Origin of the sequence: Ulvibacterium sp., from assembly GCF_965248315.1 — a bacterium.
GTDB lineage: Bacteria > Bacteroidota > Bacteroidia > Flavobacteriales > Flavobacteriaceae > Ulvibacterium.
Genome location: NZ_CBDFIX010000002.1, coordinates 246,729 through 263,868, shown reverse-complemented (window position 1 = coordinate 263,868; position 17,140 = coordinate 246,729). Strand labels below are relative to the sequence as shown.

The 17,140-nt window shown below is 41.6% G+C and carries 12 protein-coding genes; 6 read left to right on the top strand and 6 right to left on the bottom strand.

Annotation, left to right across the window (positions count from 1 at the left end):
* Positions 1 to 22: 22 nt before the first annotated feature.
* Positions 23 to 865, bottom strand: a complete 843-nt coding sequence (locus tag ACP2AF_RS02620; RefSeq protein ID WP_425234689.1) for an alpha/beta hydrolase — start codon at positions 863 to 865, stop codon at positions 23 to 25.
* Between the two features lie 314 nt (positions 866 to 1,179).
* On the opposite strand from ACP2AF_RS02620, the gene ACP2AF_RS02615 reads away from it, so the two are divergent.
* The 3 genes from ACP2AF_RS02615 (at position 1,180) to ACP2AF_RS02605 (ending at position 4,446) form a co-directional block, all read left to right on the top strand.
* On the top strand, positions 1,180 to 1,674 hold the full coding sequence (locus ACP2AF_RS02615) for a DoxX family protein (protein ID WP_425234688.1): 495 nt from the start codon (positions 1,180 to 1,182) through the stop codon (positions 1,672 to 1,674).
* Positions 1,671 to 3,320, top strand: a complete 1,650-nt coding sequence (locus ACP2AF_RS02610; protein WP_425234687.1) for a Gfo/Idh/MocA family protein — start codon at positions 1,671 to 1,673, stop codon at positions 3,318 to 3,320. The genes ACP2AF_RS02615 and ACP2AF_RS02610 overlap by 4 nt, the downstream gene beginning before the upstream one ends.
* Before the next feature lie 397 nt (positions 3,321 to 3,717).
* Positions 3,718 to 4,446, top strand: coding sequence for an energy transducer TonB (locus ACP2AF_RS02605; protein ID WP_425234686.1), 729 nt, complete (start codon positions 3,718 to 3,720; stop codon positions 4,444 to 4,446).
* A gap of 21 nt (positions 4,447 to 4,467) precedes the next feature.
* Here ACP2AF_RS02605 and ACP2AF_RS02600 read toward each other — a convergent pair whose 3' ends face one another.
* Positions 4,468 to 5,364 carry a metallophosphoesterase gene (locus ACP2AF_RS02600; RefSeq protein ID WP_425234685.1) on the bottom strand — a complete coding sequence of 299 codons (897 nt, stop codon included), beginning with the start codon at positions 5,362 to 5,364 and terminating at the stop codon, positions 4,468 to 4,470.
* A 114-nt stretch (positions 5,365 to 5,478) separates the two neighbouring features.
* On the opposite strand from ACP2AF_RS02600, the gene ACP2AF_RS02595 reads away from it, so the two are divergent.
* Positions 5,479 to 7,860 (top strand): GAF domain-containing protein, encoded by a 2,382-nt coding sequence (locus tag ACP2AF_RS02595; protein ID WP_425234684.1) that lies wholly within the window; start codon positions 5,479 to 5,481, stop codon positions 7,858 to 7,860.
* Here ACP2AF_RS02595 and ACP2AF_RS02590 read toward each other — a convergent pair.
* On the bottom strand, positions 7,857 to 9,062 hold the full coding sequence (locus ACP2AF_RS02590; RefSeq protein WP_425234683.1) for a Pycsar system effector family protein: 1,206 nt from the start codon (positions 9,060 to 9,062) through the stop codon (positions 7,857 to 7,859). The two genes, ACP2AF_RS02595 and ACP2AF_RS02590, sit on opposite strands and share 4 nt — an antisense overlap.
* Before the next feature lie 57 nt (positions 9,063 to 9,119).
* Between ACP2AF_RS02590 and ACP2AF_RS02585 the strand changes: the two genes are divergently transcribed.
* The gene (locus tag ACP2AF_RS02585) at positions 9,120 to 10,094 is read left to right on the top strand and encodes a metallophosphoesterase (protein ID WP_425234682.1); all 975 of its coding nucleotides are present in this window, start codon (positions 9,120 to 9,122) and stop codon (positions 10,092 to 10,094) included.
* 12 nt (positions 10,095 to 10,106) lie between these two features.
* Positions 10,107 to 12,830, top strand: a complete 2,724-nt coding sequence (locus ACP2AF_RS02580) for a ShlB/FhaC/HecB family hemolysin secretion/activation protein (RefSeq protein WP_425234681.1) — start codon at positions 10,107 to 10,109, stop codon at positions 12,828 to 12,830.
* Positions 12,831 to 12,837: 7 nt separating this feature from the next.
* On the opposite strand, the gene ACP2AF_RS02575 is transcribed toward ACP2AF_RS02580, so the two are convergent.
* From ACP2AF_RS02575 to ACP2AF_RS02565, 3 genes are all read right to left on the bottom strand, one after another.
* A complete protein-coding gene (locus tag ACP2AF_RS02575; RefSeq protein ID WP_425234680.1) occupies positions 12,838 to 13,689 on the bottom strand; it encodes a hypothetical protein in 852 nt (283 codons plus the stop codon).
* Positions 13,682 to 15,034: a vanadium-dependent haloperoxidase gene (locus ACP2AF_RS02570; protein WP_425234679.1), complete on the bottom strand. Its 1,353-nt coding sequence runs from the start codon at positions 15,032 to 15,034 to the stop codon at positions 13,682 to 13,684. The genes ACP2AF_RS02575 and ACP2AF_RS02570 overlap by 8 nt, the downstream gene beginning before the upstream one ends.
* Before the next feature lie 307 nt (positions 15,035 to 15,341).
* Positions 15,342 to 16,994: a sodium/sugar symporter gene (locus ACP2AF_RS02565; protein ID WP_425234678.1), complete on the bottom strand. Its 1,653-nt coding sequence runs from the start codon at positions 16,992 to 16,994 to the stop codon at positions 15,342 to 15,344.
* Positions 16,995 to 17,140: the final 146 nt, after the last annotated feature.

Genomic DNA, 17,140 nt, shown 5'->3' with positions numbered 1-17,140 from the left:
TGGCTGTATTAAAGCATTATGCCTATTCAATTTCAATTACCGGGTTTTGCTCCAAATAACCCAAGGATTGTAAAAATCGATCCGTTTCCAAAACCGTTTCCTTGTATAGATGAAGGTTTCTATGGTTAAAAAACCCATGACCTTCCCCTTCATACAGTTTCAGCATACAATTGCTTCCTACTTTTTCCATAACGGTTTTATAATATTGTGCAGTTTCCACGGGAATAAGCTGGTCGTTGGTGCCCAGAAAGAATAGTGTTGGCGGCGCTCCCTTTTTTATGTTATGGAGCGGAGAAAAGTCCTTGTAGGCCGTTCCGATTCTTTCATGCCCATAACCTCCTGGACCATTATCTATAACCGGATTAAAAAGTGCCAAAGCATTGGGAACACAGCTAATGGACATGTCATCGGTTTTTTCGTTATACTTTTCGATCAATGCGGTAGCAGCCGCCAAATGGCCACCGGCAGAACCTCCGGCCGCAATTATTTTTGAGGGATCAACACCAAATTCAGAGGCATTTTTACGGATAAACCTCAGGGAAGATTTAGCATCTTTCAATGACTCAAAAGGTGTGGTGCCGTGCTTGCTCTCCGTTCGGTAATCCACCAAGAAACAGATAAGGCCCCTTTGCGAAAAGTACAGGGCATGATTCAAAAAGTGGTAGCGGTCGCCACCTTTCCATCCCCCTCCAAAAAAGAAGACCAAGGCAGGATATTTGTTCTTTGCCTTAAAATTTTCAGGTGCATGGATTTCAACGAATAATCGCGTAGTATCGACTTGTTTGTAAAGTAGTTTTTTCTGGGCCGAACAAGGAATAAGGTAGGACATAAAAACAATCGCCAAAATTGAATACTTTTTTAGCATATCCCGCATATTGATGTTGGGTTTAAAATTAGCGATTTATGCCATCCGAACAAGGCAGCCTCTATTTTTTTAAAGGGATGTGTGACAATAATGTCAGTTTTGCCTATTTTTTGTGAGATACCCTCTAAAAAACAGGAAAGAATAGCAATTGTTTAAAAATTTAGTCCGAAATTTATGGACATGATAAATATCATAAAAACTCAAGCAATACGGGCGTAGCTTTGAAAATTATCCAGCACACTATGGGGCTTGGTATTTTGAGCTTTTAACGCTTATTTCCAGAACAAACTAGTATAACCAAAATATCTAATCGTATGATAACAATTCGAAATGAAAAACATTTGAGAAATGGACTCGTACTATTGCGACTTTTTATCGGGTGGCATTTTTTGTATGAGGGGATTATTAAATTGTATAATCCTGATTGGACCTCCTTCGGGTATTTGGCGTCGGCGCAAGGACCTTTTAGACCACTTTTTGTGGCAATCACCAACGATTCCTTTATAGGCATCGCGGATTGGTTGAATGTAATGGCCTTGATTTTTGTAGGGATTACCCTAATTTTAGGAATCTGGGAGAAATGGGGAGCCTTGGTCGGGATGTTCCTATTGGCCTTATATTATCTTGCCCATCCCTCATTCCCATGGGTTACCCAATTAAATGTTGAGGGAAGTTACTGGTTTGTAAATAAAAATCTTATAGAACTCATGGCCTGTTTTGTACTTTATCAAGTTCCTACAGGGCAGTTTTTTGGATTGAGTGGAATTCTCAAAAAAAATAAGGAAATAACTAAAACCGAATTATCATGAAATGGACAAGAAGAGACGCGCTTAAAGGTCTAGGGGGTATTCCGATACTAGGTGCTGTTTGGTGGGCAGGTGCCGCCAATACAGTTTCAAAGAAAAAGGAACGTTCCGCCATATTGGAACAATTAAACATACAACCCTCCTTGCCGGAAGCAGTACCTGGTATTGGTGGTGACCCGGTACGGGTGGGGATTATCGGTTTTGGTATTAGAGGTCAGCAATTGTGCCGTGCACTTGGTTTTGCTACCAAAAAATGGAAGGAGGATATGAAATTGGCCGCTGAGGAAAATCCAAAGCACTCCGCCCTCAAGGATTTCATGGCACAGGAAAAACTGAACGTAAAATTAACCGGAGTTTGCGATATTTTTGATTATCGGGCAAACCTTGCTTTGGATTCTTTTACTACGGACGATAACAAGATAAAGAGATATCGTACCCATCAGGAGATGATTCGCAGTGGAGAAGTAGATGCCGTAGTAATCGCAACTCCAGATCATTGGCATGCGCCAATGGCCATAGACGCCCTGGAAAACAACATACATGTGTATATTGAAAAACCCATGACGCATACCGTTGAGGAGACCTATCGATTGCGGGATGCGGCGAGGAAATCAAAAGCTGTTTTGCAGGTGGGGCATCAGCACAGGCAGACCTTAAGTTTCCAGACGGCCAAGGATATCCTCAATAAAGGGACTCTTGGACATGTATCCTTGATTCAAACGAATACGAACAGAAATGATGACAACGGTGCCTGGATGTATCATATTCATGAAGATGCCAGTCCACAAACCATCGATTGGGATATGTTCTTGGGCTCTGCTCCTAAGGTTCCTTTCAATAAAAATCACTTCTTTAGGTGGCGTAAATGGTGGGCTTACGGTTCAGGACTTTCCGGAGACTTGTTGTCCCACGATTATGATCGTCTGAATTGTGTTTTGGAAATGGGAATCCCGGATTCGGTAATGACTTCCGGAGGAATCTATACCCATAACGACGGACGCAACGTACCTGACGTATTGCAAGTAAATATGGAATTTCCCAATTACTCTACAGGAAGTAGTCAAAAAGAGGGGAAAGAGAAAGGAATGACCTTTGTGTACAGTGCCACCCTGGGCAATGGTTTTAACCGTCCAACCATTCTTATGGGGCATGATGCCACCATGGAGCTCGGTAACCGATTAACAGTTTGGCCAGATGGTAGATCTACGCGATATGCCGATATGATCGAAGAAGGTAAAATGAGTCCGAACGTACCTATTTATCAGTACAATCCGGGAGCAAACTCTCCGGATGCCGTGGCTTCGGCGACTTCACAATATTTTGCGGACAAAGGACTTATGTGGACCTATATCAACGGAGCTCGTGTAGATTCAACATTCCTTCACATGCGGGAATGGCTGAGTGCCGCCAAGAACGGAGGTAAACTAAGTTGCGGTATCGACGAAGGTTTTGAAGAAGCCATTGCCTCTCATATGGCAGGACTTTCCTATAAATTGGGAAGAAGGATCGAATGGGATCGCGAAAAGGAGATACTTAAACCTATTGAAGGCATTGATTTTGACCAGGCACTTCTAGCCAATACAACGGTCGAAAATATTCCGAAGTTTTTGGAAATGCAACAGATGGAGATGGATAAGATAGAAGGGTAAAGGTCTCATAGCGGCCCTACTGTTTTATTCCTAGAAAACCCCGATCAATTTGATCGGGGTTTTTTGGTTTCTGCCTCCAAAGTTTTAAAAATCGTTTTTGCTTGCTTTTGTATTGACCGAATGTAAAAAATACATTATTGTCATTATTTATTAGATTGAGAGACCTATAAATAACGATTTGTCAAAAAAACACCATCAAAATTATGGACATGACATTTGTCATGTTTTTTCCGCGCTCAAGATTTTACATTTATACTAATAAACAAAAGAACCATTCTCTAGGATAAGGGCATTATCCAAAGTGCAATTTTTAAAAACCCAATGCACATTTATCCTGGATTGACCTGATTTTATAAAGTATGGGTTGTATTTATTTTTAACGCTAAATTTTTTTAAGATGAGACCTAAAAAAAACCCAAAAGCAGATTTAAATAAGGATAGCGGCCTTTTTTTCGTAATAGGCCTTACTATAGTCCTTTTCCTTACGTGGAGGGCCCTGGAGTACAAGACGTATGAGACCGATAATTATGTCGCTGAAGCCATGAACGTGGTGGATGACATAAAGGAAAATGTACCACAAACGGAACAGATCAAAACACCCCCACCTCCTCCACCCCCATCCGCGCCAGAAATTATTGAGGTGGTCGATGATACCGAGGAAATAGAGGAAACGGTAATCGAAAGTACGGAGATAAACCAAGAGACCGTAGTTGAAACAGCCATTGAGGTTGACGATGTTGCCGTTGGCGAGGAGGAAGAGGAGATTACGGTTCCCTTTGCCGTCATAGAGAATGTACCCATTTTTCCTGGTTGCGAGAATATGACCACGAATGAGGAGCGCAAGGCCTGTTTCCAAAAGAAAATACAGGAGCATGTTATTAAGCAGTTCAAGTATCCAGCTACTGCCGCTGAACTTGGAATTCAAGGTAGGGTGTTCGTTCAGTTTGTCATAGACACCAAAGGTTATATTACCGGTGTAAGGACACGTGGTCCGGATTCCAATTTAGAAAAAGAAGCTAGCCGTATTATAGCATCCCTTCCTCAAATGACACCGGGTATGCAAAGAGGCCGAGCTGTTAAAGTTCCGTATAGTATCCCCGTAAACTTTGTATTGCGAACCAACTAGCCTTATGGAAGGGCCCTAGTCTTAAGCAATCTGATAATCGGCGAGCTTTTGGGGCCCTTCCAATAATAATCGTACAATTTGCAAAGTGCCATCTTCACGGGTGGCAATTTGCCATTTTATAAGGGCTATTTTTCCATCCTCAATTTCAATTCCGGTTATACTTCTCGGGTGTACACAGCTACCATCGTTAAAAAAAGGAATGTCACCGGGTTCGGGAAAACGTGGTCTATGGGTATGCCCGGCAATGGTAATCAACAACTTGTTCCGTAGGATCCATTTTTTGATCCTTTTTTCTACCTTTCGCAGTTCCTTGTAGTTTTTTGCTGGGCTTGTGGGATCTGCAATACCCCATACCTGCAAAGGTTTCCAGAGTACACGGACCAAAAATCTGCCCCAACGCCAAAAAGTATAGTTCCACCAATCCGCTTGGTGGCCGTGGGTCAAAAAAAGTTCTTGTTGGGTTTCCCGATGTTTTAGGACGATGGCTTCATTATATGTGATACCCTCAAAAAGCTCCTTGTCCTTATCATCAATAGGTTCAAAATAACTGGACAAATGCTTCTTTACATATTGAGGGTCTTTATAGACCATATCGTGGTTTCCCCAAATCATATGCAAGCGATTTTCCAGATGAAATTGGCGCAGCAGCTTAAAAACATTTTTGTGGGCCTCAAAGATGGATTCAAAATGTATATTTTCCCAGAGCTCGTCCCCGTCACCAAGTTCACAGTACTCAAAACCCTCGTTGAAGTAATGCCTTAATGCATGGAAATAAATATTCCGGTTGTTCGCAAAATCATCCGCAAAACTGTTATCCCCCCTATGGCAATCACTAAAAAGAATAAATTTGGAATTATCATCAAAAGGAACGATTCTGGCATTTTGGTAGGCTCTGGTTAACCGAAAATTGGAAGACATTCTAATATTTTCTATAAATATCCAAAAAAAGCGATGAAACGCTTAAAGAATACGTTAACAATATTCCATTTTTTCTTTTGTAACTTTACCTTCTCTTAAACGACTAATATGGGCATGAAGGACAACAGAAATGTAGAGTCGCCTTTTATCCAGCTGATCAGTTTTAACAAATTGTTGAAGCAGTACGATGCTATGCTCGAAAGCGATGACGAGTTTTTGGTTGCAAAGGCAAAACGTGTCCTAGAGGCGCAGGCTCCCTATCCGGAACTTCGTGATGGATTTGCAGATGTCTCCCTTTTAAAAAAACATGAAAAGGTTATACGGATTATTCTACAGGATGCCTTTTCCGAAGTGCTAACGGACAACGAAATCAAAGCGGGTTCAATACCTTTTGATAATGTGGTCTTTAACTCCTCAAGACGGTTTCAAAAAATATTGGAAAACGCGGGGAAGGATTTTGTCCCTGAGATGCGGAATATGCCCGAAGACCAAATGTACATTGTTGCCTGTACTGTTATCCTAAATTTCCATTACGGTTTTCCTTTAGACTTCAAAAGACCGTTTTTCTATGACATTCCGGATGCCAATGGGGTAATGCGTCATTACCGGATTTTGTATAATGCCGATTTTTTTGAAATACATCCCACGGAGAAAGCTAAGGATCTGACCCAGGACGACGTGGACGAGCTATTGGAAAATTTTGATAATCCTGAAATTTGGAAGGAGAAAATCCCTCCCAATAGCTTTATATCCAAGGGCTTCGTGATATCCAACATGTTCGATGTAACGGTTGAGCACTCCATTTCCGAAATAAAATCGGGTCTTATCGCTAGTGATAAAAGAGGTAGCGATAACTTTATGGAAGAGCTCCAGGAGACCTTTCAATCTTTTTTCAACCTTCCGAAGATCAGGGTAGGGTTCGTGGCCTACAATCCGGAAACGAATCAGTTCGAGAAAGTCTATGGAAAGGGGATGAACAGTTTTATTTTAAACGATTCTGAAATAGAGGCCTGTGATGCCGCCTTATGCCAAGGCTCTTACAGCAAATTATTGAAGGACAATGAATATTTTGCTATTTCCAATGTAGATAAATATTACAAGCTCTCCGGTGGCATTAATCCCTATAAAAATCTGAAGGAGCAAGGAATAAAAAGTGCCATTTTTGCTCCCATTGCCGAAAATGGAAAGTTACTTGGAGTGCTGGAATTGGTTTCCAAAAAAGTAAACGAGCTCAATAGTGTCAACGCCACCAAGTTGGAGGATGTTATGCCTTACATAGTATCCGCGGTGCAACGCTCCAAAGCCGAGGAAGAGAATTTGATAGACGCAATTATCCAGCATGAGTGTACTTCGGTTCATGAGTCGGTGTACTGGCGTTTTAGGGAGGAGGCCAAACATTTTATTAAGGATAACTTGGAGGGAGGACAACCCTCTTTCAAGGAAATTGTCTTTAAGGATGTTCACCCACTATACGGTCAAATAGATATTAAGAATTCCTCTCAAGCCAGAAATATGGCTATTCAAAGGGATTTGATGATACAGCTTTCTGAAATCAATGATGTTTTGGCCGAGGCTTTCAAGTTAAATAAATTACCCATTTATGAAGAACTGATGTTCAGGGTAAACAATCATATAGACGCCATACGGGATGTACTCCATACCAATAGTGAACAAGCGATTTTTAATTTTGTAAAGGAGGAGATCGTACCTGTTTTTAGCCACTTGAAGCAAACTGATGGCATCTTGGCGAATTTAATATCTGCTTACGAGGCCAAGATTGATGCCGGTACCGAATCCTACTACGACCATCGTAGAAACTATGATGAAACGGTGATGGAGATCAATCAGGAACTGGTAGCCGTAATGGATAGGAAACAGGAAGACGCCCAGGCCATGTTCCCACATTATTTTGAGCGATATAAAACGGATGGTGTAGAGCACAATATGTATATCGGTGATTCCATTGTAGGGGATCGGGATTTTGACCCTCTTTATCTCAATAACCTTAGATTGTGGCAATTACAGGTAATGTGCGAAATGGAAAATACACATTACAATCTTAAGCCCCATCTTCCCGTTCCGTTGGATGTAGCTTCGCTTATATTGGTATATAATACCTCTTTGTCCATTCGTTTTCGTATGGACGAAAAACGGTTTGATGTAGATGGAACGTACAATGCCCGCTATGAAATCATTAAAAAACGTATCGATAAATCATTTGTAAAGGGCACTAATGAACGTCTTACGCAACCCGGAAAAATGGTCATCGTATATTCTCAAAAGAAAGATGAGCTGGAATATTTAAGGTATGTCAAATACTTAAAATCCAAAGGCTATTTTGATGGCAAGGTAGAAATTGTTGAGTTGGAAGGTTTACAAGGGGTATCAGGTCTCAAGGCAATTAGAGCCAATATTTTATACAAGACCAAGGACGCAAAAACTGCATCCGAAAAAACGTATACCTATGATGACCTTATGGAAGAATTGAACTCCTAAGGTTGAGGTAACTCCAAAACTCTTTCTGGCCCAAAAAATTTAAAGGCTATTCCAAAAGCAATTACCGAGAGCACCATTCCTATCATAAAAATGGTATAGGTTAAACGTAGAATCCGGTATTTTTTATCCAAGACCTTCCCTAAAAAATAAAGATCCTTCGTCAGGGACTTATATACATAAACTTGGTCTTTGATCAATTCTTGAATGGCCCACTCATATTCCGGAAGCTTCATTTTATGAAAGTTTCCAAAAAAGAGAAGATTTACCTTTTGCTCCTTCACGTCTTCTTTAGTAAACTCGCCACGGGTAACGTTGGGCCGCGTGGCTAAAATTGAGAGTATCATAGATATTACACTGAATATGATAAAAATAACCGTAGGATAAATCAGGTAATCATTGGAGGGATTGTCCAGTTTGGGAATAAGATTGGCCAGGACCAGCGAAATGATAATCGCATTAACGGATAACAATATATTGGCCTTGGTGTCCGCAATGTCACTTAATTTTAAATGATTACGCATAGTAACCCTGAACAGTGTCTGTATGCCACGTTCCGGACTCTGGTTCTTAAGTTGTGCCTTAAGTTGTTCCTTTTTTAAAAGCTTTCTATCCTCTTTTTTGTTTTTTAGAATATCCGCCAAATTTTTGTCCTTACGATCCTGCCAGTTTTCTTTAGCGTAGTCCGTATAAAACCGATGCTCGGACCGAAACATTTTTACATTGGCCTCTTGCCATTCCTTGAACGAATATTTCGCTATGCCCAATTTTGCCAATTCCTCACGAAGTAATTCCGAGGTTTCCAAATAGCTCTTTTGTCCAAGATGGGACGAATCCGCATCCCTAATTATTTCTTCGGAAAGGTTTTTGGGTTGATAAAAGCGTTTTGTGGCCATAATCAATGCGGAAACATTCTGTATTAAGCCGTTATCAAACCCTTCTGATTCCAAAAATTCCTTGGCTATGGAGCAACTTGCCTCTTCATGGTTCTCCGTACCTTTTGTGTATCCGGTATCATGAAGCCATGCAGCGATAACAAGTGCATTATTTTCTTTATCTTTTAAGTTGTAAAAATTCAATAGTTCTTGTGTGCTTTCAACAACTCGTTGGGTATGACGTAAGTTGTGGTACAGATACTTGGAATCCAATTGATTGGTCAACAAATCGGTTACAAAATGTTCAGTTTTTTCAATAATTTCCGACATACCAAGGGATTTAATGGATTTCACAAATTACAAAAATTTAGTTTCTAGAACATTTTTATGAAGAAATATTACTTAGTAATCGTGCTTCTGCTCTTCATTAGCAGCTGTGCAACCTATAAAACGAAATATTTGGAGGGAACGGGATTGTCCAATACCCCCACCAATAAACAAGTATCCCATACATTTTATTTAATCGGGGATGCCGGTTTGTCACCCATGGGAGATATGAACCCCGCGCTGCGGATGTTTAAAAACAGATTGGACAAAGCGGATAAAAATAGCACAGCTATATTTTTAGGGGACAATATATACCCGGCAGGATTGCCCGATCCAAAGGATGATGCTATATCCTATAAAACGGCAGCGAATCACATGGACGCCCAGTTGGGAACCTTGCAAAATTATAAGGGCAGACCGCTCTTTATTCCCGGCAACCACGATTGGTATAACGAAGGTCTGGAAGGACTGGAACGTCAAGAAGATTACATAAAAGAAAAGCTGAAGCAGAAAGATCCCTTTCTTCCCGAAAATGGATGTCCTTTAGAAACCATTGAAATAAGCGAGGATTTGGTAGTTATCGTCATAGACACCAAGTGGTATTTGACCAATTGGGATAAGCACCCCAAAATGAACGATAAATGTGATATTAAGAGTAGGGATAAATTTTTGCTGGAACTTGCAGATGAAATCAAGGATAATAGGCAACGTACCACTTTAATAGCACTGCATCACCCCATTTTCAGCTATGGGCCACACGGAGGACAATTTTCCTTTCGCCAACAACTATATCCGGATAATGGCAACTTTCCCCTACCATTTTTGGGATCTTTGGCCAATTTGCTTAGGAAAACCACAGGAGCTTCTATGGAAGATTTACAGAATAAACGGTATAGGGAGCTTAGAAATAGAATTACAACTTTGGCCCAATATTCAGAAAAGGTCATATTTGCATCGGGCCATGAACATACCTTGCAATATATTGTCGAAAAAGGGCTCCCCCAAATTGTAAGTGGTTCCGGTGCAAAGAAATGAAATACACGGCTTTTGAACGGAAGCAAGTTCTCTACGGGGAGAATGGGCTATGCCATTTTGGAAGTCTTTGAAGACGGCTCGTCCTTTGTTACTTATTATGGGGTGGGAGATGATGGTACTGAGGAACCTCTGTTTGGTTCCCCTGTTCTACCTCCGGACACAGAACCTATTGCCGGAACATACCCGGAAACTTTTCCCGATACGGTAAGGGCTTCCATTTATTCTGAAGAGGAAATTGACAAATCCGGTTTTTTCAAAACTATTTGGGGAGAACGCTATCGCAAATATTACGCAACCAAAGTTGCCGCACCTACGGTAGATTTGGACACACTCTTAGGAGGACTTGCACCGGTCAGGAAAGGAGGTGGTAATCAGTCCAAATCGCTACGGTTACGCCATAAAAATGGAAAAGAATACGTAATGCGTGCCTTACGCAAGCAGGCGGATCTTTATCTACAGGCTATGGTGTTCACAGAACAATATATAACCGATGATCTAGAGGATACCTTTACGGTAGAATTACTGGAGGATTTTTATACCGGCTCCCACCCCTATGCCCCTTTTACCGTAGGTGCGTTATCCGATGCCATTGACATCTATCATACCAATCCAGTCCTTTACTATATTCCAAAACAGGATGCTTTGGAGGGGTTTAACGAAGAGTTTGGGGATGAGCTTTATATGATAGAGGAACATGCCGGCGATGGGCATGGGGATTTAAAGAGTTATGGTTATGCCGACGAACTTAAAAGTACGGACGCTATGCTGGAAGACCTTCGCGATGACGAAAAATATGAGGTTGATAGCGAAATGTATCTAAGGGCCCGATTGTTTGACATGGCAATCGGGGATTGGGACCGTCATGTGGATCAATGGCGCTGGGCTGAATTTAAGAATAAGGATACAGGAAAGGTCATTTACAGACCTGTACCCAGAGACAGAGATCAGGCTTATTCCATAATGGGAGACGGGCTCTTTATGGGCCTTGCCACACGTATTATTCCGGGCCTACGATTAATGGAAGGTTTTAAGGAGGAAATCAGAAGTGTTCAGGGTTTTAATTCGTCTCCTAAAACCTACGTTTTGGATATGGCGGTACTAACCGAAACCCATCCACAGCAATGGAGGGATCAGGCGAAGTTTATAAAGGATAACCTTACAGCCGAAGTAATCGACGAGGCATTTCAATATTTTCCGGAGGAAGTAAGGGATGAAACCATAAGTAAGATAAAACAGATACTTCTGTCCCGAGTCGCTAAAATCGATGAAACCGCAATGGAGTACTACCAAGTCATGAACAAATACGCAACTATAATTGGTACGGATAAGGATGATTGGTTTCAAATAACACGCACCAGTTCCAACGAGACGGAAGTTAAGGTATATCGCATTATCGATGGGAAGAAGGACCGGTTGTTTTTCGACAAAACGTTTTCTGCCCAAACGACCAAAGAACTTTGGATTTATGGCTTGGATGACGATGATCGTTTTGAGGTGACCGGTGAAAGCAACAATAGGATAAGATTACGGCTCATTGGCGGTCAGAACAATGATGTTTATGACATTAAAAATGGAAATCGGGTTGCAATCTATGATCACAAGAGCAAAAAAAATACACTAAAAGAAGTACGTGGGGCAAAGGTGAAATTGACCAATGATTATGAAACCAATACCTATAGGCCTTTAAAGATTAGAAACAGTACAAACCAGTTTATTCCTACCATGGGTTTTAATCCGGATGACGGAGTGAAAATAGGTTTTACGGATACCTACACTTTCAATGGTTTTCGTCAGAACCCGTTTACCCAGCAACATACGGTAAATGCCGCATTCTATTTTGCCACAAACGGTTTTGAGCTGGGGTATCGGGGAGAATTTGCCCATATATTCGAAAACTGGAACTTGGAATTGGGTGCACGTTTCACAAGTCCCAATTTCGCGGTCAACTTTTTTGGTTTTGGTAACGATACACCCAATTTTGATGATGATTTGGAGCTGGACTTCAATCGGGTAAAATTGCAGACTTTACGATTTTCCCCTGCCTTGGTCTGGCGTGGACAATTGGGTGCTAAAGTGCGCTTTGGGGCTACCTATGAGACCATAGACGTGGAAGAGACAGAAAACCGATTTATAAATGAATATGCCGATGAAAATGTTTTGATCCCGGAAAATAGTTTTTTGGGAGTAGATGGGGAGTATACTTTTAGCAATGCGGATTATTCCGGGTTCCCTACTTTGGGCATGGCCACGTCGCTTCTGGCGGGATATCGAAGCAATGTAAGCAATTCCGGAAGTTTTGGATATATAGTTCCAAGTCTTACCATAGCTTATAAACTGGTATCCAGCGGTCGTTTGGTGTTGGGAACTAAAATGAAAGGCCACTTCAATATTGGGGATGGCTATGAATTTTACCAAGCCGCTAGTATAGGGGGCGTAGATGGGCTTCGAGGATTTCGGAATCAAAGATTTACGGGCAAAAAGGCCTATTATCAAAATACCGATATTCGATTTAGTTTTCGCAAGATGCGTACCGGAATCGTACCTACAGCCTTAGGCATGTACGCTGGGTTTGATTATGGCAGGGTCTGGCAGCCCGACCAGGACTCCGATACATGGCATACCTCCTATGGTCTTGGATTTTTTGCCAATGCCGCCGATATTTTTTCTTTCCGAACGGCTTTGTTCAATAGTGCGGATGGTCCACGGTTTACCTTTGGTGTAGGTTTCGGTTTCTAGGAGCTGATTAGTTTAGGGGGAATGAATACAAATTCCTTCCGGTAGACCCTCGTTTCTCATCGGAAATTAAAAGCGTGGAATCATTCTTAAAACTTACGGCCTCTAATTGGGAACGTGCACCCAAATCAATTTCCATTGAAGTTCCCTGCAGGAAATCATTGTCCGTAAAATTGGTTATTTTCCATAGTTTTCCATAGCTCAGGAGTACTATGGTCTTTTCATCGGGAGAAATGTCCGCTGAGGTAATTTGGCAGGTTTTCCAGTCATCACAAGTTTTAAAAGTGCCCATAAAAATGGCCTTATGTTTCCCAGGATGGTCGGGTACTTTGTACAGTAATGCGGTGCCAGGAAATGGCTCAGCTCTATTTTTGGTAATGATATAAAGGAAATTGCCAGAATGAAAAAAAGCCTCTGTATCATAATACCTCCTTGCCTTTTTTGGAGGGAACTTTTTTTGTTCGGGGTAGTGGAATCTAATCTGTTCCGCATCGATTTTATCACCTGGCTCTACTTCCGGGTTGGGCAGTTTGTAGATAACCAAATCTTTGCGTTCATTTGAATTATTTCCGAAATCTCCTATGTAGAGATTTCCTTCTTTGTCTCCGGCCAAATCTTCCCAATCCTTATTTTTGGCATTTTTGACCTTTAATTCTTTTAGGAGGTTTCCCTTAAGGTCTACCTGATAGATTTCATCTGGATTGCCACCATCCTCAATCAGCCAAATGGTAGAACCCGAAAACGTAGCGATTCCTGAATTTTCATTCAACTTCTTGGGAAGCTTCGTTACAAAGGTAAGTTGGCCGTAGTTGACGCAGCTCACAAAAAAAACAATACCTATAAAAGGTAGCAACCTAATCATTTGCAGCCAAGTCCTTGGTTGCCTTCATCTTTAAGTTGTCAAGTACAAACTTGCCTAGGTCACGTCCTTGTTTAACGCCAACCTGTACTGCCGCCCTATAGTGGATACCACCGTACATTCGACTAATGGCGGCTTCATCGGCCGCCTCGTTAAATGAATTGAAACTTCTTACGGGAAGCCCATAAGGAACTTCCGTATCATCGTCAAACGCAAAATCATCACCAAAAATATCGGTCAAAGCTGTAGCTGCAGCTCCTGATACCACACTGTGTCCACTGGTATATTCCGGGAATGGAGGAGTTTGAAGTACGGGCTTCCAATCATCATCTATGTGCTGATTGATCAGAGTTTCCGGACGGATGAGGTTACTACGGTACTTTTCGTCCCAACAACTGATAAAGGCATCGGCCATAGCGATGGACGCCTTGGTGTACGCATAAACCGTTTTATTAAAATCACTATCCGTCTTTCGGGCGGCAATTTTGGTGATGCCTATCCAATGGGCTCCCGGAGTTATCTTTTTGGTGGCGAACATCAAATGGCCCCGAGTAACGGAAACATAAGGATTACAGTCCCAAAACTGTGCGATTTCTATTTCCTCGGATTCATCTCCCTCTTCGGTAATTTGCAAGCTTATATCATAGACCTCTTTCAATTCCTTGTAAAAATCCGAACTTTCTTCCATAGAGAAAGGCGGTGGCGGGGTAGGCTTAAACTGGCTGGCGGAATCAATGACGAAGGGACGAATTTTGTTCCAATGTGGCTCTATACCATCCATATAGGCCGGGGGAGTAGGTTGCCAGCGCGTAGGATCATCTGTGTCCACCGTAAATTTCGGCATAGTACGGGTCTGGGCATAATTGTCCTTATTCATCCAGGCCCCAATATGGTCCGCCACTTTTAATCCGTAAGCCTTGGAGGCATTAAATACAGTAGGGTTTTTATTTTCCCATATTCCATATAGGCTATCTCGAAAAACTTCCATTCTTTCCTCGGAAAAAATAAGGCGTTTGTTCAATTCCATATGAGCGGTCATGGCGGCCAATGGATAATTAATAGTAACGCCTTTTTCCGGTTTGGGGATGGAATCCAGATCTTTTAACTGCCCTGCTAAAGAAAGGTAATCATCATTTCCCAACACCATAATTTCATAAGCTGCAACATTTGGATAGGCAAAAATACGGCTAGCGACAGGTGGGGAGAAAATATCATGAATCATAATCTCAGTAACCTTATCTACCGAAGCATGCAACTCTTCGGGGGTTATGGTTATGGGTTCTTCCTTTTTTGTGCCACATGAAACCCATAGCACCGAAATAACACATATCGCCAATATCTTCTTCATTTTTCTACTTTTTATTTTATATAAATGCTCCTTATGGTGCGAGATTGTCACTACCTCTGGTTGGTTTTTTGATTGTCCTATCGAGATGTCCTCATTAACAATTGGGAAAGATTTAAACCTAATTAGTGCCCAAAATTACGTCATTTTCAATTCGTATCAAAACGTGGCTAGTAAGCCAAAACTAACATAAACTATTTTTATGGGAACAAGGTTCTGTTTTGTCAAAAATGGATTGCAACTTATATGGATAAGAGCGCAAAATAATACCCTGGATTATATTAAAACAAGGTTACACTTGCATCATGACTTAGTTCCAAAAGAAAGCATAAATGGCAGCAATAATAATCATTGCTGCAAAGGCTCCAATATTGAATTTTGGGCTTGTATTAAAGACTCCCTTGGTAAGCGAAATGCCTTTGGGGTCCTCCTCTCCCTTGTTTTGAAATAAGCTTAGCGCAATAATGACCAACATAGTAAGTAAGGCCGTATACCCCATTTGATCCATAAACGGAACGTCCACGAAAAATGGGCTGGAAGACCACCCGTTCTGGGCAACCTTGAAGTACAAAGCGATCGGTATGGAGACCAATGCGCCAATAATGGCTGCTTTGTTCGTTGTTTTTTTCCAGAACAACCCTAAAAGGAAGACCGCCAGTATGCCCGGGCTTACCAAGCCGGTATATTCCTGGATAAACTGAAAGGCTTGGTCTATACCTCCCAATAAGGGGGCCATTATACAAGCAATAACAAGTGCAACGGCGGCAGATAGCCTACCAATCCTTACAGTTGTCTTGTCGGAAGCATTTTTGTTGATATATTGTCTATAGATATCCATGGTAAAAATGGTGGATGTGGAATTTAACATCGATGCCAGAGAAGAGACCACGGCAGCGGCCAAAGCCGCAAATGCCACACCTTTTAGTCCTGTGGGCAAGAATTGCAACAGCCATGGATAAGCTTTATCCGCTTGCTCCAATGAAGGTGCATTGTTCAATGCCACATCGCCTAGACGATTCATGGTTTCCGCATCATTTATCATTACGTAGGCAGCTATTCCAGGTACGACAACGATAACGGGGATAACAATTTTCAAAAAAGCGGCCAAAATAATTCCCTTTTGGGATTCGCGTAAGGATTTGGCGGCAAGTGTCCGCTGGATAATATATTGGTTGAACCCCCAATAGTAGAGGTTGGCCACCCATAGGCCACCTACCAAAACGCCAAGACCGGGAAGATTTTTATATTCTGGGTTCGATTCGTCCAAAATCATAACAAATTTTTCGGGAACAGCTTCATAAACAGTCTGAAGTCCTGCCAAAACGCCATTGCCATCAGAGACTGTATTTAATGCCAGATAGGTGGTTACCAACCCACCCAGTACTAGGAAGATAACCTGAATAACATCGGTCCAGGCGACGGCGGAAAGACCTCCATATAGGGAGTAGGCCGCAGCAAATAGGGATAGACCGATCACACCATAGACCATAGGAATTCCCATAATAGTCTCTAAAGCCAAAGATCCCAAATACAATACCGAAGCCAAATTCACAAATACATAAAGTGCGATCCAAAAAACGGCCAAGATGGTCTTTAGGTTGGTAGAATATCGTTTTTCTACAAATTCAGGAATGGTATATAATCCCTTTTCTATGAAGATCGGTAAGAAATACTTCCCTACAATCAGCAAGGTTATGGCGGCCATCCACTCGTAGGAGGCAATAGCCAATCCCACGGCAAAACCGGAACCGGACATGCCTATAAACTGTTCTGCCGAAATATTGGCGGCAATCAATGAAGCCCCAATAGCCCACCAGGGTAACGATTTACTGGCCAAAAAGTAATCTTCTGCATTTTTTTGATGTCCTTTTTTATCCCTGGATACCCAGAGGCCCACCCCAAGGATTAAAAAAGCATAGGCTATAAAAATGAAGTAATCCCAAAATTCGAAAGACGAAGTCATAGTTGTATTGGCTGGTTATTAGTACTAAAAATTCCGTAACGGTCTAGCAAAGTAACTGTTTTGCTTAAAAAAACCATCGAATTTCTCAAATTCTTTGCCCTTAAATTATGGATTTAACAAAGACACGCAAAGTTTTATAAAACTTT